Source organism: Streptomyces sp. NPDC051987 (assembly GCF_040680735.1).
GTDB lineage: Bacteria > Actinomycetota > Actinomycetes > Streptomycetales > Streptomycetaceae > Streptomyces.
This window is the reverse complement of sequence record NZ_JBFAXI010000026.1, coordinates 15,251-38,352: the sequence shown is the minus strand read 5'-3', so window position 1 is coordinate 38,352 and position 23,102 is coordinate 15,251. Positions and strand designations below refer to the sequence as shown.

Sequence of the window (23,102 nt, the reverse complement as noted above, 5' to 3'; positions counted from 1 at the left end):
CATCGGATCACCTTCGTGGGAGCGCGTCGGCAGGTTCCGCCGGGGGAACGTGCCAGGGACGGAACGGACGGCCCTCCGTCTCGAAGAGGCGGGAGAAGATCTCGTAGAACTCCAGCCGCAGGGCCTGCACCCCGGCCACCAGGGCCTCCAGGCCGAAGGAGAGGGCCGTCCCGACGGCGAACAGCAGGGCGGCGCCCGCCCACCAGGCCGGACCGCGCGCCGCCAGCCCCGTGGTGCCGCGCCACACCAGGTCGGCGAGTGCGGCATGGGTGAGGCCGAAGGCGGCGAGCCGGGCGAAGGACAGGGTGTTGGTACCGGTGCGCACGACCACGTCGAAGAGCCGGACTCCCGTCTCCGCGAGCCCGGCGCCGCCGCCCGCCGTGGACCGGAACAGCCCGAGCGCCACCAGCGCCAGACCGGCGAGCGCGAGCCCGGCCCCGGCCGCGGCGGCCGACGGCACGTGCCGGACCAGCCCCGCCACGGCCGCCGCGAGCCCCGTGTAGAACAGCAGCCCGGCGACGCCGGAGGCCGCGTACAGCCCCGCCGCCCAGCCCCCCTCCCGCACCCGGTTCACCGCGCCCGCGGCATGCGCCAGAGCCAGCAGTCCGGCCCCGAACGCCACGGCCGCCGCCAGCAGCCGGGCCGGGCTGTGCAGGGGCGCCAGCCACAGCACCGGGAGCACGCCGGTGGGCCCGAAGAACTCGCCGTAGGCGGCGCCCGCGAGCATGGCGGCCAGTCCGGCGCCCGCGAGGAACGGCCACAGACGGCCCAGTGCCGCGAGCCGACGGGGGCGTCCGAGGCGCAGCGCCAGGGCGCCGAGGACCAGCAGCGCCCCGTGCCCGACGTCGCCGAACATGATCCCGAACATCGCGAGGTAGGCGAGACCCGCGGGCCACGACGGGTCGAGGTCCGCGTAGGCAGGTGTGCCGTACGTCGACACCAGCGGCGTGAAGGAGATCTTCCCGGTGGGGCGCAGCAGTGTCGGAGGATCGGTGCCGCGCGGGACCGGCAGCGGGAGCAGCGCGCCGCCCGCCGCCGCGAGCCGTTCAGCGACCCGGGGCACCTCGGCCGCCGGGCACCATCCGGCGAGCGCCGACACCTCGCCCTGCCGTACGGCGCCTTCCGCGCGCTCCTCCAGTTCGGCCTCCCCGGCCAGCAGCCCCGTCTCCCGGTGCTCTTCGAGCCGGTCCAGGTCGGGTGCCGAGACGGCCAGGGTGGCCCCGCCGCCTACGGACTCCGGGCCGCCACGCCCCTGAAGCCGCCGCAACCGCGACGCCGCGGGTCCCGGGGCCGTCTCCTCGGCGCGGTCCAGCTCCACGCAGCCGGCTTCCGCGATCCGCACCAGCGCGTCCCGCAGTGCCGCCCGCGGCACGACCACCGCGACGCGGCGCATCCGGACGGGTGTCATCCCCTCAGGCCAGGGCATCGAACGCCTCCCCGAGCCGTCCGCCCCGGGCCGCCGACTCCAGGGCGGCGCGCACCCGCCAGGCATCCACGGACAGCACCGCGACCACGCCGACGACCACGTCGGGCCCGTGCCGGCCGTCCCGCAGGAGAGCCGCCCCGTCGTCCTCGACCGTGCGCCACCAGCGGGCCTCGGCCCGCCACAGCCCCTCCGGCTCCGCGACGTCCGCCAGGAGGCGCCGGGCCGGCGCCGGCAGACCGTCACGGAACTCCTGGTACGAGGCCGCGGCCGGCGCCCGTGTCCCCAGCAGTCCGGCCGCGTTCCGTCTTACCGGCTCCGGGAGGGAGCGGCCTTGCACGAACAGTTCACGCGCCGTCAGCAGAGCCGCGCGGGCGACCGCCCAGCCCCGCGCCTGCGGCACGGAGACGGCGGTGCGTCGCACGGCGGCCATCCGCATACCGGTGACCAGCGCCCAGGGTGTGTCACCGCCCGGGTCGCCCCATGGGGAGGCGGCGAGTGCCGCGCGCAGATCCGCCGGTGTCCGGGCCTCCGCAAGGCGCCGCCAGGCCGTCTCCAGCGCCCCGAGCCGGTACGGCGGCTGCGGGGCGCCCGAGTCGTGGCCGTCCGACGGCCGCAGCCGGGCGGTCACGTTGGCGACCTCGAACCCCGAGGCGAGCGGCACGAGCAGCCGTGCCCCGCCCCGCGGCAGCCAGCCCGCCAGCACCCGCAGATGCCACAGCAGCGTCGCGGAGACCGCGCGTTGGGCCTCGGACAGCCCGCGCGCCTCGCGTGCGTACTTGACGTACGGTGTTCCGGCGAGCCGTCGCAGCGCCTCGTCGAGGGACGGGCACGCCGAGATGTCCTTGGACCCGGCCGCACCCGGGTACCGGTCGACCAGCGTCCGCGCCCGGACCGCTCCGGCCACCCATCCGGCGCTCACGGCCCCGCGTCCGCCCTGGCCACCGGACGCAGCGCCTGCGCCACCGCCTCCTCCACCAGCGGGGGCAGCCCCGCCCGGCCGCGCTCCCGCACCGCGTCGGCGGCCCGCTCCCCCGCGGCGCGGACGGCATCCGCCTCCCGCAGCGCGTCCTGCACCACGGGTTCGGCGGCCTGGCGCCGTACCGCGAGAGCCCGCGCCCGGGCAGCCGCCACGATGTCCGCGGCCTCGCGCTCGGCCTCCCGCCGGATCGTCCCGGCGGCCTCTTCCCCAGCCGTACGGATCCGGTCGGCCTCCCGCTGAACGTCCGTCAGCCGGGCGAGAGCCGGTGCCAGTTCTGCGGCACGTTCCGCCGCACGGTCGGGAGGCACGCCGGTAGCGGCCGCTCCAGGTGTCCCGGTCGGACGGAACCGCTCCAGGAAGTCCCGCAGGCTCATGTCCCGGCCTCCTGCCGGTCGGCTCGACTGCTCCTTCAGTTTCACCGTCCTCGCCCGGACCCGCACCGGGACAGGGCCGTCACGCCGTCCCACAGGGCCGTTCGGCTCTAGACGGCCGACGGCCGAGCGCAAGACTGGAACGGTAGGCAACCCGACGGAGTCAGGAGGCCGCCGTGAACCAGCACGAGAACTTCGCCACCGGCGCGGAGGCCCGCCGGTCTGTGCCGTCCCGGCCCTGGAGGCCCGCTGAGAGCGCACGCCAGGACATGCTGGTGCGCTACCTGGGCGCCGTGGTCTCCGCGGCGGGCAAACACAGGCCAACGGCGGAACAGCCGCCGCCGGCCCCCGTGAGCGCTGCCCCTCACCCGCCCGCCGTCCCAGACACCCCGCTGGTACGGGACGTGATGGACGTTCCCGCCGCCTCCCTGCCCGACGACCTGCCGTACCGCGAGATCGCCCGGTTGCTCGCGCGTGAGCGGGTCGGTGCCCTGCCGGTCGTGGACGCGCAGGACCATGTCCTGGGCGTCGTCTCCGAATCGGATCTGCTGGCCAAGGTGGCCGTCGAGGCCTCCGGACGCCGTCCCGGAGAGGCCGGCCCGGGACGGGTGGGCAGGCTGCCGGAACGGCCTCCGCACGGCAGGTCCAGCGGCGAGACCGCGGAAGATCTGATGACCAGCCCGGCGATCACCGTGCTGCCCGGCGCCACCGTGGCCGAGGCCGCCTGGCTCGCCGCGTTGTCCCGGCTGAAGCGGATCCCGGTCACCGATCACGAGGGCCGGCTGGTCGGCGCCGTGGGCCGCGACGCCCTGCTGCAGGCGCTGATCAGGGATGACGCCGCAGTTCGGGCGGAAGTCGAGGACAGGATCCGGGCCGTCTGCTCCCCGGGGGACCGCAAGAGCGTCGCCGTGACCGTGCACGACGGCATCGTCGAACTGTCGGGGCAGGTGCCGACGGCGACCGGTGACCGGCTGGTGGCCGAGATCGAGGCGATCGCCGACGTGGTCGAGGTGAAGAACCTCCTCACCGTCGCCTGATCCCGGCTCCCTGTTCCGCGGAGCCTGTGGGCTCCGGTCGGCTTCTCTCCCCGGAAGGCGGACACCGTGACCCGCACCATCACCGTAGGCGTCGACGGCTCGCCCGAGAGCCGGGCCGCCGCCGACTGGGCGGCCCGCGAGGCGCGGCTGCGTGCCCTGCCCCTGAAGCTCCTCCACGTCTTCCCTCCCGCACCGGGGAACCGGGCTACGTGGTCCGGCACCGAGACCGAGCACGACCCGGCCCGACGGGACCCCGCGGCGGCCGCGGCGGAACTCCGGGCCGGCCACCCCGAGGTGGAGGTGATCATCGACCGGGTCACCGGTGACCCGGCCGTCGCCCTCGCCGAGGCGGCGGACGCGGCGGAACTGCTGGTGCTGGGCTCGCGCGGGCTCGGCGGCCTCAGCGGGTTCCTGGTCGGCTCGGTCAGCCTGAACGTCGTCGCCCGCGCCACCCGGCCCGTGGTGCTGGTCAGAGCGGGAGAACAGGCCGACGCCGAACGCCGGACGGCTCCCGCCGACGGCCCGCCCACCGTCGCGCCCTTCCAGCCCGTCGTCGTCGGCCTGGACACCGGTGACGCGGACGACACGCTCCTGGAGTTCGCCTTCGACGCCGCCGCGCGCCGGCACGCGGTCCTCAGGGCCGTCCACGGCTGGACCGAGCCGCCGGGCGACTTCCGCCGCTTCCACGGCGTGGAACTCCATGCCTCGCTCGCCCGGCAGCAGGCCACCGCCCTGACCGACGCGCTGCGTCCCTGGCGGCGAAAGTTCCCGGGCGTCGACGTGATCGAGGCGAGCCGCTGCGGCGGCGCGGCGCAGGTCCTCGTCAACGCCTCCCGCGACGCTTCCCTGGCCGTCGTGGGCCGCCGCGTGCGCACCAGCCCTCTCGGCACCCACATCGGCCATGTCGCCCATGCCGTGCTGCATCATGTCGCGGCGCCCGTCGCCGTGATCGCGCACGGCTGAGGCACTTCGTCATGTACGACACGGCGGTCGATCACGATGTGTGCGCAGTCACGGGGCCGCGGGTGCGCCCCGGTGCGTACCTCGGCCGTACGACAACCGTACTTCCGCCTGTCCCTCCTCCGCGTGCGGCGGCATGGGGACCGGGGAGATCCTCGAAGGGGAGGACGCGCGCCGGCACGCAGGCGACGTCCGGACCAGCCACTCGGCCGGACTTGTCCACCGTCGTTCCAGCTCCTCAAGAGACGGAGGCCGCTGCCATGCAACCAGTGATCACCGTGGGCCTCGACGGCTCGCCCGAGAGCCTCGCCGCCGCCCGCTGGGCCGCCGACGAGGCGGAGCTGCGCAGGCTCACTCTGCGTCTGCTGCACGCGTGGCCGCTGCTCGCGCCGGAACCGGCCCGTTTCCCCGCGGAGTTCGACCAGAACTACTGGGCGAAGCGGCTCGTCCACACCGCGCGGGCGGAACTCCAGAAGCGCCATCCGGGCCTCTCCGTCATCGGAAGCCTGGTCGCCGACGACGCCCAGGACGCCCTGCTCCACGCCGCGGCGGAGTCCGAGATGACCGTGCTCGGTTCGCGGGGGCTGGAGTCCGTCCAGAGCTACTTCATGGGTGACGTCAGCATGCCCGTCGTGGCACGGGCCGAGCGGCCGGTGGTGCTGGTACGCGCCGGCAACCAGGAAGAGGGAGCGCCCTCAGCCGTACCGGGCCGGGTGGTCGTGGCCCTGAAACTGCACGGCTCCTGCGACGACCTGCTCGACTTCGCCTTCCACTCCGCTGCGGCCCGGGGCCGTCCTCTGCTGGCCGTCCACGGCCGCAGCCTGCCGCTCCATGCCCGGGTGCCCTGGGGCGTGGACCACGACATCGCCGAGGAGATCAGGCGGGACGTGCAGGAGCGGCTGAGCGACGCGCTCCATCCCTGGCGCGAGAAGTACCCCCGGGTGGAGGTGGCCGACGGCATCGGTCTCGAAAGCCCGGCCAAGGCCGTCGTACAGGCGGCCGAAGGCGCGGCACTGCTGGTCGTCGGCCGACGCGCACACCATCACGGTCTGGCACCCCGTCTGGGTCCGGTGGCACAGGCGGCCATCCATCACGGACGCTGCCCCGTCGCGGTCGTACCTCATGGCTGAGCCGGGCGCGCGCGGGGAGACGGTGCGGTCGGCGCCGCGGCCGGACGGGTCCGTGTCCCGGTCCCGGTACGACGGGGGGCCACCGCCGCGCGCGGAGGTGTGCGAGACCCACACCGCGATCGTGTTCTTCGCCGGCGACCGCGTCTACAAGCTCAAGAAGCCGGTGGATCTGGGGTTCCTGGACTACACCACCGTCGGGGCCCGCCGGACCGCGTGCGAGCGCGAAGTCACCCTCAACCGCCGCTTCGCCCCGGACGTCTACCTGGGCCTCGGCGAGTTCCACGGCCCCGACGCGCCGACGCCCGAACCGCTCGTGGTGATGCGCCGCATGCCCACGGACCGCCGCCTGTCCCGGCTGGTGCGTCAGGGGGCCGCCGTCGACGACGCGCTGCGGGCCGTCGCCCGGCAGCTCGCCGCGTGGCACGCGGCGGCGCCCCGCGGCCGGGACGTGTCCGAACAGGGCACCCGAGATGCGCTGTCCTCACGCTGGGAGGCCGGTTTCGCGCACGTCCGCGCGCTGACCGACGGCCGCTTCGGGCCCGAGGGGGTGCCTGAGGCCGAGCGGCTGGTGCGCCGTTACCTCGCCGGCCGCAGACGGTTGTTCGACGCCCGTGTCGAGCAGGGGCGGGTGGTCGACGGACACGGAGACCTGCTCGCCGAGGACGTCTTCTGCCTCGACGACGGCCCCCGCGTCCTGGACTGCCTGGAGTTCGACGACCGCCTCCGCTACCTCGACGGCCTCGACGACGCCGCGTTCCTCGCCATGGACCTGGAACAGCTCGGCGCCCCGGAGGCCGCGGCGTTCTTCCTCGCCCGGTACTGCGAGTACTCCGGCGACCCCGCACCGCCGTCCCTGTGGCACCATTACGTGGCCTACCGTGCCTTCGTCCGCGCCAAGGTCTCGATGATCCAGGCCCGTCAGGGCGCGGCCGGCGCGGAGGCGGCGGCAGGACGGCTGGTCTCGACGGCCCTGCGCCATCTGCGTGTCTCCGCCGTCGGCCTGACCCTAGTCGGCGGACTGCCGGGCAGCGGGAAGTCCACCCTCTCCGGAGCGCTGGCCGACCGGCTGGGGGTCACCCTGCTCAGCAGCGACCGCGTCCGCAAGGAGCTGGCGGGCATCCCCGCGGAGCAGCCCGCCGCGGCCGGCTACGGCGAGGGCCTGTACACACCCGAGTGGACCGGCAGGACCTACGCCGCCCTGCTCGACCGCGCGGCCGCCCTGTTGTCCTCCGGTGAGTCCGTCGTCCTGGACGCCACCTGGTCCGACCGGGAACAGCGTGCGGCGGCCCTGCGCCTGGCCGAACGCACCAGCGCCGACCTGGTGGCCCTGCACTGTCAGGCACCGGCCGACGTGTCAGCGGCGCGCCTGCGCACGCGCGCCCCCGGTCCGTCCGACGCCGGCCCCGGCATCGCTGCCGCCATGGCGGTCGTGGAACCGCCCTGGCCCGAGGCCGTCGCGGTCGACACCAGCGGCCCGCTGGACTCCGCGGTCGCTCGGGCGCTGGCCGCCGTACGCCCATGGGGCGCCGGCCAGGCCCGGGTCTTCCGCCGTCCTTACATGGCACCGGACTGAGACGCGGCGGCCATCGGCTCTCGCCAGGGGTGGGCCCGCAGAGCCAGGTGCCGGACTCGCTCTCCGGCATGAGAGGTGGCAGCCCGGTCGGCGATCCGCACCGGCTCGGCGCGGATGCCGCGGGAAGGCGAACCGCAGCTGCACCGACGGCGCCGGTGCCCCGTGCCCGACCTCCCTCGCGGTCGGATTGCGGCGGGCTGAGGTGTGGTGATGCTGGTGGCATACGGCCGGGCACCTCGCACCGGGCACGCGGTCACGGACAAGGAGCTGGAGATGCCCGACGCCCCGCACATCGTCGGCGATGTGATGACCGTGCCCGCGGTGGCGGTGGGGCGCGACGCGCGGTTCAAGGAGATCGTGCGGGTCATGCAGGAGCGCCGGGTGAGCGCCGTGCCGGTGGTGAACGGCGCGGGACGGGTCGTCGGTGTGGTCTCCGAGGCCGACCTGCTGCCGAGGGAGGAGTTCCGGGGGCGAGAAGTCACCCGCTTCGAGCGGATCCGGCGCCGGTCCGACCTGGCCAGGGCCGCGGGAATGACGGCCGCCGAGTTGATGAGCAGACCCGCTGTCACGGTCCACGCCGATGTCACGCTCGCTCAGGCGGCTCGTCTCATGGCCGTGCACCATGTCAAGAGACTGCCCGTCATCGACGACGAGGACCGGCTGCGGGGCGTCGTCGGCCGGGGTGACCTGCTGAAGGTCTTCCTGCGGTCGGACGAGGACATCGAGGAGGAGGTCCGCCGTACGGTGGTGTCCTACCTGTTCCCCATGTTCGCCCACGCCATCCACGTGTCCGTGCGGGACGGCGTCGTCCGGCTCCGCGGCCCGGTCCACGATCCCTCGCTCGTCTGGGTGGCCGAGCACCTCGTCAACGCCGTGGAGGGAGTGGTCGGGGTGGAGTCCCGGCTCGGCGACGACGAAGCAGTCCGGGGCGGCCCTCGAACGACACCGTGACCCACTGGTGGCACCGCCGGCCGGCTCTCGCTGTCCGCCAGCGGTGATCCGGCAGCCGGTGAATCCCCCGGGCCTGACCGGCTGCCGCATCTGGCGCGCAGGTCCCCGGGCGTGATTGCCGGCACGTGCCCCTCCGGCCCGTCTCGATATCGCTCGTCGGCGCAGGCCGCCGCAGAATGGTGATGTATCAGACATGTCAGGCGGGACCCGCCGCCGAGCGGGGCGAGAGCGCCGAGACCGGGTGGCGGGTGGCTTGTATCCGGGAGGCAGCATGCACCACCGAACCGTCGAGGAGCTCATGACCCGGCCCGTCGTCCGGGCACAGCGGGACACCCCGTTCAAGGAGCTGGTCAGGCTGTTGACCGAGAACGACGTCACCGCCGTGCCCGTGGTGGACGATCTGGGGCGCCCCATGGGGGTGGTGTCCGAGGCCGACCTGCTGCGCAAGAGCGCCGACCAGGCGGACCCGTCGGGCCGGACCCCCCTGCCGCACCTGGAAGCCTGGGAACGGGCGAAGGCCGAGGGGGCCCTGGCCGAAGAGCTGATGTCGGCTCCCGCGGTGTGCGCCCGTCCGGAGTGGAGCGTGGTGGAGGCAGCCCGGCTCATGGAGGCCCAGCAGGTCAAGCGCCTGCCCGTGGTGGACGAGGCGGACCGGCTGCTGGGCATCGTCAGCCGCCGCGATCTGCTGCGGGTCTTCCTGCGCGGTGACGACGCCATCCGCGAGGAGATCACCCGGGACCTGCTGCGGGGGACGCTGGGGCTCCAACCGGCGGACGTGGCCGTCACGGTGCGTGACGGGCGGGTCGAGCTCAGCGGCACCGTGGAGTACCGGAGTCTGGTTCCCGTCGTCGAGCAGCTGTGCCGGGGCGTGGACGGCGTGGTCTCGGTCGCCGGGAACCTGACCTGGCGGCGGGACGACGCACGGCCTGCTTCCTCCGGTCCGTGACGCCGTGCCCCGGAGCCTCAAGGTCCCGAACCGGCCGCCTCCCTGGACCTGCCGACCAGGAAACGCGTGGCATCGGACAGAGTCGCGAGTTCCGGGTAGTCCTCCTCGTCGATACGGACCCCCGTACGCTCGGACAGCAGTTCGACGAAGCTGAGGAAGTCGAGCGAGTCGAATTCGAGCACGTCACGGAACCTGTCGTCCGGCTGGACGAGGGTGAAGTCTGCGTCGGGGACGATCCGCGTGATCGACTCCTTGACCACCGTCATGGCCTCGGCATCGGTCAGGGGTTTCACAGGCATCACAGCTCCTCCGGGTTCTGAAGAACTCGGTCGACCGCCCTGAGATAGCGCGCTCCCACGGCGCCGTCCGAGGCCCGGTGGTCGGCGGCCAGGGTCGCGGTCACCACCGGTCGTACGCCCAGCATGCCTCCGGCGGCCCAGGGTCGTTCGACGACGGCACCGAAGCCGACCAGGGCGACCTGGGGCGGGTGGATGACGCCGTAGACGCTCTCCACGCCCTGCTCGCCGAGGTTGGTGACGGTCAGGGTGGCGCCGGACGTCTCGCTGCCGCGCAGCCTGCCCCGGCGGGCGCGCTCGACGAGATCCTTGAGGCGGCTCATGAGGGCGTCGGGCGGCAGACTGCCGGCGTCGTGGATCACCGGCGCCAGCAGTCCGCCCTGCCGGAGCGAGACAGCGACAGCGAGGTGCACGTCCGGCGCGGGGGTGAAACCGTCGTCCTGCCAGTGGCCGTTGAGGCTCGGCACCTCGCGGGCGGCCAGCACCGCGGCCCTCAGCAGCAGGGCCGCGGGTACGAGCCGGTCAGCGGGCGTCCGGCCGCGGTTGACCCGGCGCAGCCAGTCCATGGCGGTCGTGAGATCGATGGTGGTGGACAGGTAGTAGTGAGGGATCTCCCGCTTGGAGCGGCTCATGAGCTCGGCGATGGCCCGGCGCATGACGTCCGTGCGCTGTTGCGGACGGTCAGCGGCGGGTACGGCCACAGGCATCGCGCTTCGTCCGTCGTCCTGCCGGGGACGCTCACGCCCACTCGTCCCGACGTAGGCGTGTACGTCGGCCGCCCGCACCGCACCCCGGTCGCCGGTACCGGGTACGTCCGCCAGGTCGACGTGGAGTTCGTGGGCGAGGCGTCGTGCGTACGGTGTGGACCGCACTCTGGGCGCGCGGGGCGGCGGGGCGTGCTCCACGTCGGCGCGGGTGACGCGTCCGCCGGCGCCGGTCCCGTGCAGGGCCGTCAGATCGAGGCCCCGCAGCTCCGCCAGGTGCCGCACCAGTGGTCCGGTGCTGAGCACCGGGGCGGCCAAGGGGGACGCGGGCGGGGGCTGCTGCGCGGTTCCGCTCGTCATGGGTGCGGGGTGTCTGGCCGGCTTCTTCCGGGCGGGTACTGGCTTCCGGACCGCCTTCCGGCGGGGTTGCGGAGGTTCGCGCGATGCGGCGGCCGGTTTCCGTCCGGCCGCCGCCCGTGCCGACGTTCTCCGCGCGGGCGGCTCGGCCGCCATGGGCCGCACGGCCTCGGCCCCGTCGGTCGCCGCAGCCGTGGGAGCGCCCGCCCGGGCCCCCGTCGCAGCCACGCGTTCGATCACCGCGAGCGGCGTCCCCACCGGCACCCGCGTTCCCGCCGGGACGAGGAGTCGTCCCACGGTGCCCGACTCGAAGCACTCCACCTCGATCGCCGCCTTGTCGGTCTCCACGACCGCCACCACATCGCCCTTGCGCACCTGGTCGCCGGGGGCCACGAGCCACTCCTGGAGCAGCCCTTCGTCCATGTCCGCGCCGAGTGAAGGCATGGTGAACTCGGTCATGTCAGCCCTGCTCTCCGGTCACCGGCACGGGATCGCCGACCGCGCGGCGGGCGGCCGCCACGATTCCCTCGGTCTGCGGCAGCGCGGCCTCCTCCAGCCGCCGCGCGTACGGCATGGGAACCTCTGCGCTGCAGACCCGCTCGACGGGCGCGTCGAGGTCGTAGAAGTGCTGCTCGGTGAGACGGGCGGAGATCTCCGCGGCCAGGCTGCCGGTGCGCCAGCCCTCGTCGACGACGACGGCACGGTGCGTGCGGGCGACGGAGTCGCCGATCGTGGCGTCGTCCAGCGGGCGCAGGGTGCGCAGGTCGACGACATCGGCGCTGACACCGCCGCTCGCGAGGTCGTCGGCGGCGGCCAGTGCCTTGGGCAGCGAGCCGCCGTAGGTGATCAGGGAGACGTCCGTGCCGGTCCGGCGGACGGCCGCGTGGTCGAGGTCGACGGGGCCCGCGTCGGCGGGAAGGCCGCCGGAGACGTTGTACAGACTGCCGTGTTCGAAGATCAGCACGGGGTCGGGGTCGGCGAGCGCGGGGGCCAGCATGTGGCGGGCGTCGGTGAGGGTAGCCGGGGCCAGGACCCGCAGGCCGGGAATGTGCGCGTACCAGCCCTCCAGACTGTGCGAGTGCTGGGCGGCGAGCTGGCGCCCGGCGCCGGTGGTCATCCGGATCACGATCGGGACCGGCAGTTGGCCGCCCGACATGTGCAGCAGGGTCGCCGCGTTGTTGAGGATCTGGTCCAGCGCGAGCAGGCTGAAGTTGACCGTCATGATCTCCACGATCGGCCGCAGGCCGGCCAGAGCCGCGCCGATGCCGGCGCCGACGAACGCGGACTCCGACAGCGGGGCGTCCCGGACCCGGTCGGGCCCGAACTCCTCCAGCAGACCGAGGCTGACGCCGAAGCAGCCGCCGTAACGGCCCACGTCCTCACCCATCAGGAAGACCCGCTCGTCGGTGCGCAGGGCCTCGCGCAGGGCCTCGCGCATCGCCTCCCGGTAGGTCGTCTTCTGCGCCGCGGAGGCGGCGGAGTCCGCAGTACGGGTCTGGCTCGCGGTCATGGCGGGCTCGCCTCCACCGGGCTGGTGACGTACTTCAGCAGATCCTCGACGGGCTCCTCGGGAGCCTTCTCGGCCGCCTCCACGGCTCGGTCGAGCTCCGCGGCCAGGCGGTCCTCCAGAGCGGTGCGTGCCCTGGCGGACAGTTCCCTCGTCTCGCGCAGCCGCCGGGCGAACCCCTCCACCGGGTCGCGCTCCTTCCAGTGCTCGATCTCGGCCTTGTCGCGGTAGCGGTCGGAGTCGTACATCGAGTGGGCGCGGAACCGGTACGTGCGCATTTCCAGGAAGTGCGGTCCGCCCCCACCCCGCACTCCTTCGGCGGCCCGCCGGGCGGCGTCCTCGACGGCGAGGACGTCCATGCCGTCGACGGCCCAGGAGGCCATGCCGTACCCGGCGGCACGCAGTGCGAGGTCGGTCTGGGCCTGGTGGCGGGCCAGCGCGGTGCCCATCGCGTACAGGTTGTTCTCGCAGACCAGCAGCACCGGCAGCCCCCACAGCGCAGCGAGGTTGGCGGTCTCGTGGAACTCGCCCTCGGCGAACGCACCGTCGCCGAAGAAACAGCAGGTGACCCGGTGTCGGCCGGTCATCCGGTCGGCGAGGGCGAGGCCGGCCGCGAGCGGCAGGCCCCCGCCGACGATGGCGTTGCCGCCGTAGAAGCGGCGGCCGGCGTCAAAGAGGTGCATCGAGCCGCCGCGGCCGTGGCTGCAGCCGGTCACCTTGCCGAACATCTCCGCCATGACCGCCTCGGCCGGGACCCCGCGGGCCAGCGCGTGCCCGTGTTCACGGTACGTCGACACCACCGCGTCGTCAGCCGTGAGCGCCTCGTTGACGCCGACCGCGACGGCCTCCTCACCGATGTACAGGTGCATGAAGCCCCGGATGCGCGCCGCGCTGTACAGCTCCACACAGCGTTCCTCGAACCGGCGGACGCGCAGCATCGACTCCAGCAGGGCCAGCCGGTGGGCGGTCCGGCGGTTCGGGCGGGTGCGGGTGGTGGTGCTCATGCGGACCGCTCCGTCCTCTGCTGGGCCGTCGCCGAAGTCCCCTGCCGGGAGTCGCCGTGGGCGGAGTCCTCCAGGGTGGGGTCCTCCAGGGTGGAGATGTCGCCCTCGGGCAGGCCGAGTTCGCGGGCCCGCAGCAGGCGACGCATGACCTTGCCGCTGCGGGTGTGCGGCAGGTGCTGGTCGAAGGCGATCTCGCGGGGCGCCACGGCGGGCCCCAGCCGCCGGCGGGAGAAGGCAAGCAGGTCCTGGCGGGTGGCCGCGGTCGGGTCGAAGCCCGGACGCAGCGCGACGAACGCCTTGACGATGTTCCCGGCGACGGGGTCCGGCCGGCCGATGACCCCGGCCTCGGCGACCGCCGGATGCTCCATCAGGGCACTCTCGACCTCGAACGGACCGATGAGGTGCCCTGCCGACTTGATGACGTCGTCCGCGCGGCCGACGAACCAGTACCAGCCGTCCGCGTCGCGCCGCACCAGGTCACCGGTGAGGTACCAGCCGTCCATGAAGGCCGCCGCGGTGCGCCGCTCGTCGTGCAGATAGCCTCGGAACATCGAGGGCCAGCCGGGCCGCAGCGCCAGTTCGCCCTCCACGCCGGGCTCCTCCAGCACGGTCACGTGCCCGTCGGCCACCTCGGCCCGGCCGTCCTCGCCGCGCCGCAGGACCGCCGCCTCGACACCGGGCAGCGGACGGCCCATCGAGCCGGGGCGGATGTCGCTGGCGGCGAAGTTGGCGATCATGATGGCGCCGGTCTCGGTCTGCCACCAGTTGTCGTGCACCGGCAGCCCGAGCACGTCCCGCCCCCACAGCACGGCCTCCGGGTTGAGCGGCTCGCCGACCGAGGCGATGAACCGCAGCGCGCTCAGGTCGAACGAGCGCGGCAGGTCGTACGGCCCGGTCCGCGGTGTCGTACGCATCAGCATGCGCAGCGCCGTCGGCGCCGTGTACCAGACGCTCACCCGCTGCTCGGCGAGGATCCGGTACCAGCGGCGGGCGTCGTAGTCGCCCTCGTCCACCACCACCGTCACGCCGTGCATGAGCGGGGCGACGATGCCGTAGGACATGCCGGTGACCCAGCCGGGATCGGCGGTGCACCAGTACACGTCGTCCTGGTGGAGGTCGAGGGCGTACCGCGCGGTCACGTAGTGGGCGACCGCGGCCTCGTGCACATGAACCGCGCCCTTGGGAGTGCCCGTGGTACCGCTGGTGAAGTGGAGCAGGGCCATGTCGTCCGGGGAGGTGGGCGGAATGGTGAACGTGTCGTCCGCGTCGGCCATGAGCGCGTCAAAGGAGAGCGTCCCCGACACCGCGTCCGCGCCTCCGCCGACGATCAGCACGTGCCGCAACCCGGGCAGCCGGTCGCGGAGTCCTTCGACCTTCCTGCGGTACAGCTCCGCGGTCGTGACCAGTACCCGGGCATCGCTCAGCCGCAACCGCCGGCACACCGGGTCCGGGCCGAAGGCGGAGAACAGCGGGCACAGGACGCCGGCGATCTTCAGCGTCCCCAGGACCACGGTGTACAGCTCGGGGCGCCGCCCGAGCAGCGTGACCACCCGCTCGCCCCGGCGGATCCCGAGGGCACGCAGCACGTGGGCGAACCGGGACGTGTCCCGCGCCAGGTCACCGTAGGTCACGCAGGTCACGGAGTCGTCCCGTCCGACACACCGCAGCGCGACGGCCGCCGCACGGTCGGACTCCGCGTGGCGGTCCACGGCCTCGTACGAGATGTTCAGCCCCTGCCCGTCGGGCAGTCCTCGCAGCGCGTCCCGCGCCTGTGACCACGAGAATCGCGCGCACTCCGCGTCGTAGTCTCGCAGGTTGGGGGCGACCCGGGGCGGGGTGTCCTTGCGGATGGTCTCCCCAGACATGGCGGCCCTCCTTCCTTCGGGCCTCCTTCGATCATGCGTCCGGTCGGCCTCGCTCGCACCGGGGGAACAGCCTCTCGCCAGAGCATGACGCTGCGGTGTGCGGCGCCGATGACGGAGCCGCACACCGCATTCCCGTTCACCGGCTCAACGACCGCCATGGCCTCCGCCGCCGTAGCCACCTCCGTGGCCTCCGCCGCCGTGGTCACCGCCATAGCCACCGTGACCGCCATGATCACGGCCGTAACCACCATGGTCACCGCCGTAACCGCCATGGTCACCGTGCCCGTTGTCGCAGCCGTTGCCCCACCAGTCGTCGCCACAGCCACGGTTGGAGTGGTGGGAATACGAGGAATCGTGAACCGGAGCCGCGGTCGCGGTCCCGGCCGCGCCGATCGCGGCCCCGCCGGCCATCAGAGCGCCGGCTGCGGCAGCCGCGAAGAGGCGCTTCGCGCGCTGAGTGTGCATGACTGAACCTTCCCTTGTCTCGTGTCGCACCGCGGGAAGGTGCGAGATGCGGGGCCGCGCCCGAGATGACGGGTCGGCCACCGGTCCTGGCGCTGCCGCACGAGGTGAGAACACTCCTGACCCTGCCGTGCCGCGCTGTCTCGTCCGCACGCTTCGGCGGGCGAGCGCTGCCGCGACCGCGGCTCCCCGCGGGGCCTGCCGGACGGAAGGCGTCCGGTCTTACGGCTTCACCGCTCATGCACAAGCCTGGTCGCTGGCCAAGGCCATTGCCAGGGCCGAACGGCCTCGGCTCACGAGCCGAACGACCCAGGCCCCGCCCGCGCGCGGCGCACCGTCACAGGTCCGACCGGATCCCCGGCCATCGCCCGCGGCCGCCTGCGGCGTTCTCCGACGGAAGTTCCCGACGCCACCTTCCCGGCAGGGCGGCGGTCCGCGCCCGACCCGGCCGGCCGCGGACCGCCGACGTGCGGCGCTCGGCGCTCGGCGCTCGGCGCTCGGCGCTCGGTGGTCGCGGTCGCTGCACCGGCTCCGGCTCCGGCTCGACAGGCTTTCGGTCGCCCGGCTCCGAGCACCGGGGCAGCCGCCCCGAACGGTCGCCCGGGGCGGCGGGAGCCATGCCGGCGGGGCCGGGGTGTCAGGCGACGCGGGTCAGCGGGGGGCACTCCCAGGTCGCGTCGATCACCTCCGGGCGAGGCCGGTACATGCGCAGGGCCACGAACCAGCCGCCCTTCTTCGGGGTGGGCAGCCAGTTGGCTTCCCGGTCCTCGCCGGGCGCTTCGCTCTGCAGGTGGACGGTGAGTCCGCCGTCCTCGTCCCACCGCAGGCCGGCGCTGCGATCGCCGACCGAGTAGCGGTCGGCCGGGTTGGCGATGAGGTTCATGTCCTCCCCGTAGGCGGTCAGGGACCAGAACGCGTCGACCGGTGGCAGGGCCTCGGCGGAGAAGCGCAGTTCGTACCGGCCCTCGGCGGTGAGCTTGTTGCCGTCCGCGTCGTCGAAGTTGAGCAGGTAGACCGCTTCGGCGGGGTCGTTGGCGGCGACCCCGATCAGCGACTGGTCCGCGGCGCGCTTGAGGAAGTCGTCGCCGAAGCGTCCCATCTGCGGGGGCGGGTAGCGCCAGCCGTGGACGAGGTGGGCCCAGTCGCCGCTCAGGATCTGCTGTCTGAGCAGGGGCACACCGACCGCGGCGGCCCGGATCAGGCTTCGTTTCACGGGGTCCGGCTGAGCCTCGACGTCGAGGCCCGGGCCCACTCCGATCTGGGCGAACTGCTGGAGCAGCACCTGGTGGTGGGACGGCGGCGGGTTCTCGGCCAGCATCGCGTTCAGCGTCTTCCAGGGTCCCAGCGGATCCTCCTCCGCCGGGACCGGCGTCAGGACGTCACGGCTTTCCGGGACCTTCGCGTCCGGTTTGCCGAACAGGCTGAGCGGGGTGAGCCGGTACTGCTCCTGGAGCTCCCGGACCCGCGGCACGTCGTCGGGCCCGTTGACGAGGGTGCGTCCGAGGACGAGGACCCAGGGACTGGGGGCCTTCTTCAGGCGCCGCACCTCGGCGGGAAGCTCTCCCTGCCAGTCCGGACCGACCAGGGCGAAGCTGCCCGCACCCGAGCCGGTGGTGCGCTGGCCCACGTAGTCGAAGTTGTCGGAGGTGATCCCGACCAGTTCGAAGGTGAAGTACCGGTCACCCATGTCGGGATGGGAGAGGACCACCGGTTCGCTGCCGAGGTTCACCCAGGCCGCCGAGTACAGGGTGTCGTTGTTGGGGCAGCCACCGTCGCGGTAGGTCGCGTCCAGCAGCCGCTCGGCATGCCAGAAATGGTTGACGGCGGCGTACGGAACCGTCGCGGGGTTCCGCGGCTGCGTCACCCAGTCGTGCCTCAGTCGGGCGTTGTAGATGTACGGAAAGCCGTAGACGAACGCCTGCTGCCCCAGCGTGTAGGCGTACTCTCCGCGCCAGTCGTCCACACGCCCGGTCAGCAGCGGTTTCACCGCCTGCCCCAGCATGGGCACGATGTCCGGCAGATGGCGCGCGCGCTCGACCGTGGACTTCGGATGGAGGACCGCCCGTCCGGCGGCCCGTGCCACGGTGACTGCCGCGTCGGCCACGTCCTCGGGTATCCGCCGCCAGGCAGGACTCTGTACTGTTTCGACCATGTCTGCACCACTTCGCTCAACAGCGTGGAGGGCGGGGTCCATGGACCCCGGCCGCGTGGTCACCCCCCAGCGGCCATCTTCTCCGACGGCGCGGGTCCTCGCAGCCGCAGAGGTCCCGACCGCGCCTCCCTCAGGTCGGCCGAACGCTGCGGCCGCCTCCCCCGTGCGACGTCGCGGCACGGGTACGGCCGCCGTGTGACGAACGGGCCGCGCCGGGCGCCCATGGATGCCGCGACCGCGGAGGGCCGACATCCATGTCTCCGGCCTGCAGCGGTTTCTCGGCAGCCGACGGCCGCCCTGCCCACAGCGGATCTGCGGGTGAATGCACCTGATCCTCGTCCCGGTGGGATGACCGACGGACGGGCGCCTGACCTCGGGCCGACGCGGAGCCGGCTGCCACGCATCGGGGCGTCGATCCAGCGCGTCCAGGTCCATCACAGACCGGTAAAATGGTGCCGAATCCTACATTTCGACCTACAGCCGCATGGCGGTGCCTGAAGCGTCGCACGGGCCGGGTCTCCATGGCCGGCGCCAAGGGCCGTACGACATCTGCCATCCACCCGAGCGGCCGGAACCGCTGCCCCGGAGTCGAGCAAGCAGAAAGGCACCCGTGCCGAAAGAGGTGGACCATGACCGCCGACAGCGACGCGCACACCTCACCATGCCTCGCGCCCGACGGGCTCGTCATGGGCAAGGACGGAATGGCGGCGCTGGTGGACGTGCTGATCAGGCGCGGTTTCACCGTGGTCGGGCCCACGGCACGGGAGGGTGCGATCGGCCTGGCGGAGCTTCGGTCGGCCGACGAGTTGCCGTACGGCTGGGGCGTGGAGCTGGAGGCCGGGCGGTACCGGCTGCGTGAACGGTCCGACGGCGCGGCCTTCGCGCACGCGGCGGGCCCGCAGTCCTGGAAGCCGTTCCTGCATCCGCCGCGGGTGCGGGAGTGGAGCGCCGAGCGGACGGCGGACGGGCTGGTCCTCACGGCCGACCGGCCCGCGCCCCCGCGCTACGCCTTCCTCGGCGTGCGCCCCTGCGACCTGCGGGCCATCGCCGTCCAGGACCGGGTCCTGACCGGCGGGGCGTATCGCGACCCCGGCTACGCGGCCCGGCGCTCGGGTGCGCTGCTGATCGTGGTCGAGTGCACGGAACCCGGCGCCACCTGCTTCTGTGTGTCGATGGGCACCGGGCCAGCCGCCGGTGCCGGCTACGACCTGGTCGTGACCGAGGTGGTCGATGAGCGCGGGCATCGTTTCTGGATCCGCGGCGGCAGCCCGGAAGGCGCCGCGATCCTGGCCGAGCTGCCGACAGGTCCGGCCGACCGTGAAACCCGCGAGACGGCCCGTGCGGGCGTCGAGGCCGCAGCGGACCGCATGGGCCGCGCCATGCCCGACACCGACCTGCGGGAGCTGATGGCCACGACGCTCGACGCGCCCCGCTGGGACGACGTCGCCGGACGCTGCCTGACCTGCGGCAACTGCACCATGGTGTGCCCCACCTGCTTCTGCACCACCGCCGAGGACACCGCCGACCTCACCGGCGACCACGCGGAGCGCTGGCGGCTGTGGGACTCGTGCTTCGACCTGGACTTCTCCCAGCTGCACGGCGGCCCGGTCCGCGCCTCCGCGCGCAGCCGCTACCGCCAGTGGATGACCCACAAACTCGGCACCTGGTACGACCAGTTCGGTTCGTCGGGCTGCGTGGGCTGCGGACGCTGCATCGTCTGGTGCCCGGTCGGCATCGACATCACGGAGGAGGCCGCCGCCCTGCACGACTGGACACAGGCCAGGGCACCGGAAGCGAAAGGCGGGCCGCCGTGACCACCGTGGGGCCTCCGCTGCCGTACCGGGTCGCGGGCACGTCGGCGGAGACCGCCGACACCAGCTCGATCGAGCTGGTGGCGACCGGCCGCGGACTGCCGCCGTTCGCGCCGGGACAGTTCGCGATGATCTACGCCTTCGGGGTCGGCGAGGTGCCCGTCTCGGTCAGCGCGCTGCGCGGTCCGCACGGCGGCCTCGTGCACACGGTGCGCGCCGTGGGCGCGGTCTCGTCCGCCCTGTCCCGGCTGCGCGCGGGAGACGCCGTCGGGCTGAGCGGGCCGTACGGCACCGGCTGGGACCTGACGGCGGCAGCCGGGCAGGACCTGCTGGTGATCGCCGGAGGCATCGGACTGGCCCCGCTGCGGCCGGTCGTGCACGCGGTCCTGGACCGGCCGGACCGGTACGGCCGGCTCGCGGTCCTGGTCGGCGCGCGCTCCCCCGCCGACCTCGTCTACCGGGACGAGATCGGCCGCTGGCGCGGCCCGGCGCGGGTGGCGGTGACCGTCGACCGCCCCGGTCCGGGGTGGCGCGGCGCGGTCGGCGTGGTCACCTCGCTCCTGGACCGCCTCGACCTGCGCCCCGAACAGACCCGCGCGCTGGTGTGCGGTCCGGAGGTGATGATGCGGCACACCGCACGCGACCTCATGACCCGGGGCCTGGCCCCCGACCACGTCCAGGTGTCCCTGGAACGCAACATGCGCTGCGCCACGGGCCATTGCGGCCACTGCCAGCTCGGCCCGCTCCTGCTGTGCCGGGACGGTCCGGTCGTCGGCTACGACCGCGTGGCGGACCTGCTCCTCGTGAGGGAGTTGTGACATGGCCTTCGAACCCGCACCGTCGCCCCCCGACCCCCGGCCCATCCTCGCCGTGTGGAAGTTCGCCTCCTGCGACGGCTGCCAGCTGACCCTGCTCGACTGCGAGGACGAGCTCCTCGGCCTCGCCGACCGGGTGCGGATCGACCACTTCCTGGAGATGACCTCTGTGGAGGGCGTCGGTGGGGGGCGCGCGGGACCGGAGGGCCGGGGGCCGTACGACCTCTCCCTGGTCGAAGGCTCGATCACCACCGCCGAGGACGCCGAACGGATCCAGCAGGTCCGCCGTGTCTCCCGGTACCTGGTGACCATCGGAGCCTGCGCCACCGCGGGCGGCATCCAGGCGTTGCGCGACTTCGCCGACGTCGAGGAGTTCCTCGCCGCGGTATACGCCCGTCCGGAGTACATCTCCACACTGGAGACCTCGACACCGATCTCCGCCCATGTCCCGGTCGACTTCGAACTGCGCGGCTGCCCCATCGACCGCCGTCAGCTCCTCGAAGTCATCACCGCCTGCCTGGCCGGACGCATGCCCCGGATCCCGAGCCACAGCGTCTGCTTCGAATGCAAGCGGCGCGGCACCACCTGCGTCACCGTGGCCCACGGCACCCCCTGCCTGGGCCCGGTCACCCACGCCGGGTGCGGCGCGATCTGCCCCGCCTACGGACGCGGCTGCTACGGCTGCTTCGGACCGTCGACCCGGCCCAACCTCCGCTCCATGATCGCCCAGCTGCACCAGGACGGGATGAGCGAGCGGGACATCCAGCGTGTCTTCCGCACCTACAACGCCACCGCGCCGGAACATGCCCCCGTACCCGAACTCGCGGCCGAGGAGTGCCACCGCTCCCGGACCGGCATGGAAACCCGCACCGAAACCCGCCCGAAACCCCGCCCGGAAAGGCCCGCATGAACCCTCGCGGAACCCGCGTCCTGCGGCTGGACGCGCTGGCCAGGGTGGAGGGCGAGGCGGCCCTCCACCTGCGCGTCCAAGACGGCTCGGTCACCGAGACACGGTTGCGCATCTATGAACCGCCCCGCTTCTTCGAGGCCCTCCTGACCGGCCGCGGCCACACCGAGCCCCCCGACATCACCTCCCGCATCTGCGGCATCTGCCCGGTCGCTTACCAGATGAGTGCCTGCCAGGCGATCGAGAACGCCTGCGCGGTCACGGTGGACGGCTCCCTCGCCGACCTGCGCCGCCTGCTCTACTGCGGCGAATGGATCGAGAGCCACGCCCTGCACATCCACCTCCTGCACGCCCCGGACTTCCTCGGTCGTGCGGACGTCGTGGAACTCGCCCGCGACCAGCGAGCCGCCGTCGAGCGCGGGCTGCGGATCAAGCAGACCGGCAACGCGATCCTCGACCAGCTCGGCGGCCGCCCCGTCCACCCGGTCAACGTCCGGGTCGGCGGCTTCCACCGGACCCCGGCACCGGACGAACTCCGGCCCCTGGCGGCACGGCTGAGGCAGGCCCGGGACGACGCCCTGGAAACCGTCCGCTGGGTGGCGGCGTTCGACTTTCCCGACGCCCGGTGCGAGCACGCTCTGTTCGCCCTGCGCGACCCCGGCCGCTACGCCATCGACTCGGGGACGCCCACGGTCATGGATCCGGCGCCGCGGGAGTTCCCGCTGTCCGAGTTCGAAGAGCACGTCCGGGAAGGACAGGTGCCGCACTCCACCGCGCTCACCGCCACGTTGGACGGCCGCCGTTTCCTGACCGGACCGCTGGCCCGTTACGCGATCAGCGGCCGCTGGCTGCATCCCGTGGCGGCCGACGCCGCACGGGACGCCGGGCTGGGCGATCCAGCCGCGGGCGCCCTCTGCGACAACCCCTTCCGGAGCATCGTCGTACGCGCCGTCGAGGTCGTACAGGCCGTCGAGGAAGCCCTGCGGATCATCGACTGCTACGAACCGCCCGCGCGGCCGGCCGTCGAGGTCCCGCCGCGCGAGGCGGTCGGCGTGGGAGCCACCGAGGCGCCGCGCGGTCTGCTCTACCACCGCTACGCCCTCGCCCAGGACGGCACGCTCACCGCGGCCCGTATCGTCCCGCCCACCGCCCAGAACCAGACGGCCATCGAGGAGGACGTCCGCGGAGCGGTCCAGTCCCGCCTGGACCGGGACGGACCCGACGCCGACGACGCCGAACTCACCCACCTGTGCGAACGGGCCATCCGGAACCACGACCCCTGCATCTCCTGCGCCGCCCACTTCCTCGACGTGACCGTGGAACGCACGTGAACGGCCGTGTCGTGGTGATCGGCGTGGGCAATCCACTGCGTGGTGACGACGGGATCGGCCCGGCAGTGGTGGAGGCGCTGCGGGATCGGGTGCCCGACGACACCGTGCTGGCCGTCAGCGACGGCGAGCCCGCGCGGCTGCTCGACCTGTGGGACGGCGCGGACACCGTGATCGTCGTGGAAGCCCTCCGCACCCGGCCGGCCCGGCCCGGCGAACTGCACGTGCTGACCGCGGCGGAGGCCGCCGGGCACCCGCGGAGCACGGCGAGCACCCATGCCTTCGGCCTGGGAGGATGCCTGGCCCTGGCCAAGGCCCTCGACCGGCTGCCGCCGCGGCTCGTGGTGCACGCCGTCGAGGTCGCCGACGTCGAACTGGGCGCGCGGCTGAGCGAAGAGGTACGCCGCGCCCTCCCCGAACTGACCGACCGCGCGGCCGCCTCCGTACGACAGGCGTACGAGCGGAAGCGGGAGCCTTAGCGGTCGTCCCGGGAAGTCGGGGTCCGTCGGGGTCCGTCGGGG

Annotated in this window: 20 protein-coding genes; 11 read left to right on the top strand and 9 right to left on the bottom strand. The window is 73.5% G+C overall.

All coding sequences use genetic code 11. From position 1 onward, the window contains the following. Positions 1-7: 7 nt before the first annotated feature. Genes AB0M11_RS16560 through AB0M11_RS16550 form a run of 3 tightly spaced genes read right to left on the bottom strand, consistent with a single transcriptional unit; the run spans position 8 to position 2,779 of the window. Positions 8-1,426 carry a V-type ATPase 116kDa subunit family protein gene (locus AB0M11_RS16560; RefSeq protein ID WP_365705881.1) on the bottom strand — a complete coding sequence of 473 codons (1,419 nt, stop codon included), beginning with the start codon at positions 1,424-1,426 and terminating at the stop codon, positions 8-10. Continuing rightward, positions 1,413-2,345, bottom strand: coding sequence for a hypothetical protein (locus tag AB0M11_RS16555; protein ID WP_365705879.1), 933 nt, complete (start codon positions 2,343-2,345; stop codon positions 1,413-1,415). The genes AB0M11_RS16560 and AB0M11_RS16555 overlap by 14 nt, the downstream gene beginning before the upstream one ends. After that, positions 2,342-2,779 carry a hypothetical protein gene (locus tag AB0M11_RS16550; RefSeq protein WP_365705877.1) on the bottom strand — a complete coding sequence of 146 codons (438 nt, stop codon included), beginning with the start codon at positions 2,777-2,779 and terminating at the stop codon, positions 2,342-2,344. Before AB0M11_RS16550 ends, AB0M11_RS16555 begins: the two co-directional genes overlap by 4 nt. Before the next feature lie 173 nt (positions 2,780-2,952). On the opposite strand from AB0M11_RS16550, the gene AB0M11_RS16545 reads away from it, so the two are divergent. The 6 genes from AB0M11_RS16545 (at position 2,953) to AB0M11_RS16520 (ending at position 9,373) form a co-directional block, all read left to right on the top strand. Next, entirely contained in the window at positions 2,953-3,813 is an 861-nt protein-coding gene (locus AB0M11_RS16545; RefSeq protein WP_365705875.1) for a CBS domain-containing protein, read from the top strand. Between the two features lie 66 nt (positions 3,814-3,879). After that, positions 3,880-4,776 carry a universal stress protein gene (locus AB0M11_RS16540; RefSeq protein ID WP_365705873.1) on the top strand — a complete coding sequence of 299 codons (897 nt, stop codon included), beginning with the start codon at positions 3,880-3,882 and terminating at the stop codon, positions 4,774-4,776. A gap of 257 nt (positions 4,777-5,033) precedes the next feature. Then, on the top strand, positions 5,034-5,903 hold the full coding sequence (locus AB0M11_RS16535; protein ID WP_365705871.1) for a universal stress protein: 870 nt from the start codon (positions 5,034-5,036) through the stop codon (positions 5,901-5,903). Between the two features lie 97 nt (positions 5,904-6,000). Continuing rightward, positions 6,001-7,476 carry an AAA family ATPase gene (locus tag AB0M11_RS16530; RefSeq protein ID WP_365706007.1) on the top strand — a complete coding sequence of 492 codons (1,476 nt, stop codon included), beginning with the start codon at positions 6,001-6,003 and terminating at the stop codon, positions 7,474-7,476. A 273-nt stretch (positions 7,477-7,749) separates the two neighbouring features. Next, positions 7,750-8,427 (top strand): CBS domain-containing protein, encoded by a 678-nt coding sequence (locus tag AB0M11_RS16525; protein ID WP_365706005.1) that lies wholly within the window; start codon positions 7,750-7,752, stop codon positions 8,425-8,427. Positions 8,428-8,698: 271 nt separating this feature from the next. Next, complete coding sequence (locus tag AB0M11_RS16520) at positions 8,699-9,373, top strand: CBS domain-containing protein (RefSeq protein WP_365705869.1); 675 nt, start codon at positions 8,699-8,701, stop codon at positions 9,371-9,373. A gap of 17 nt (positions 9,374-9,390) precedes the next feature. Here AB0M11_RS16520 and AB0M11_RS16515 read toward each other — a convergent pair whose 3' ends face one another. The 6 genes from AB0M11_RS16515 to AB0M11_RS16490 all read right to left on the bottom strand — a co-directional run bounded on the left by AB0M11_RS16515 (position 9,391) and on the right by AB0M11_RS16490 (position 17,720). Then, positions 9,391-9,672: an acyl carrier protein gene (locus AB0M11_RS16515; RefSeq protein WP_365705867.1), complete on the bottom strand. Its 282-nt coding sequence runs from the start codon at positions 9,670-9,672 to the stop codon at positions 9,391-9,393. Continuing rightward, on the bottom strand, positions 9,672-11,189 hold the full coding sequence (locus tag AB0M11_RS16510; RefSeq protein ID WP_365705865.1) for a 2-oxo acid dehydrogenase subunit E2: 1,518 nt from the start codon (positions 11,187-11,189) through the stop codon (positions 9,672-9,674). The genes AB0M11_RS16515 and AB0M11_RS16510 overlap by 1 nt, the downstream gene beginning before the upstream one ends. Before the next feature lies 1 nt (position 11,190). Next, positions 11,191-12,240: a pyruvate dehydrogenase complex E1 component subunit beta gene (locus AB0M11_RS16505; RefSeq protein WP_365705863.1), complete on the bottom strand. Its 1,050-nt coding sequence runs from the start codon at positions 12,238-12,240 to the stop codon at positions 11,191-11,193. Beyond that, positions 12,237-13,241, bottom strand: coding sequence for a pyruvate dehydrogenase (acetyl-transferring) E1 component subunit alpha (pdhA, locus tag AB0M11_RS16500; RefSeq protein WP_365705861.1), 1,005 nt, complete (start codon positions 13,239-13,241; stop codon positions 12,237-12,239). The genes AB0M11_RS16505 and pdhA overlap by 4 nt, the downstream gene beginning before the upstream one ends. Next, complete coding sequence (gene acsA, locus AB0M11_RS16495) at positions 13,238-15,106, bottom strand: acetate--CoA ligase (protein WP_365705859.1); 1,869 nt, start codon at positions 15,104-15,106, stop codon at positions 13,238-13,240. Before acsA ends, pdhA begins: the two co-directional genes overlap by 4 nt. A 1,099-nt stretch (positions 15,107-16,205) precedes the next feature. Then, positions 16,206-17,720 carry a DUF1254 domain-containing protein gene (locus tag AB0M11_RS16490; RefSeq protein ID WP_365705857.1) on the bottom strand — a complete coding sequence of 505 codons (1,515 nt, stop codon included), beginning with the start codon at positions 17,718-17,720 and terminating at the stop codon, positions 16,206-16,208. Between the two features lie 629 nt (positions 17,721-18,349). On the opposite strand from AB0M11_RS16490, the gene AB0M11_RS16485 reads away from it, so the two are divergent. From AB0M11_RS16485 to AB0M11_RS16465, 5 genes are read left to right on the top strand one after another with little or no spacing between them, the layout of a single operon-like run. Further along, positions 18,350-19,534: a 4Fe-4S dicluster domain-containing protein gene (locus AB0M11_RS16485; RefSeq protein WP_365705855.1), complete on the top strand. Its 1,185-nt coding sequence runs from the start codon at positions 18,350-18,352 to the stop codon at positions 19,532-19,534. Beyond that, entirely contained in the window at positions 19,531-20,349 is an 819-nt protein-coding gene (locus AB0M11_RS16480; protein WP_365705853.1) for an FAD/NAD(P)-binding protein, read from the top strand. Before AB0M11_RS16485 ends, AB0M11_RS16480 begins: the two co-directional genes overlap by 4 nt. A gap of 1 nt (position 20,350) precedes the next feature. After that, positions 20,351-21,256 carry an oxidoreductase gene (locus AB0M11_RS16475; protein ID WP_365705851.1) on the top strand — a complete coding sequence of 302 codons (906 nt, stop codon included), beginning with the start codon at positions 20,351-20,353 and terminating at the stop codon, positions 21,254-21,256. Next, the gene (locus tag AB0M11_RS16470) at positions 21,253-22,584 is read left to right on the top strand and encodes a nickel-dependent hydrogenase large subunit (protein ID WP_365705849.1); all 1,332 of its coding nucleotides are present in this window, start codon (positions 21,253-21,255) and stop codon (positions 22,582-22,584) included. Before AB0M11_RS16475 ends, AB0M11_RS16470 begins: the two co-directional genes overlap by 4 nt. Next, positions 22,581-23,060, top strand: a complete 480-nt coding sequence (locus AB0M11_RS16465; RefSeq protein ID WP_365705847.1) for a hydrogenase maturation protease — start codon at positions 22,581-22,583, stop codon at positions 23,058-23,060. The genes AB0M11_RS16470 and AB0M11_RS16465 overlap by 4 nt, the downstream gene beginning before the upstream one ends. Positions 23,061-23,102: the final 42 nt, after the last annotated feature.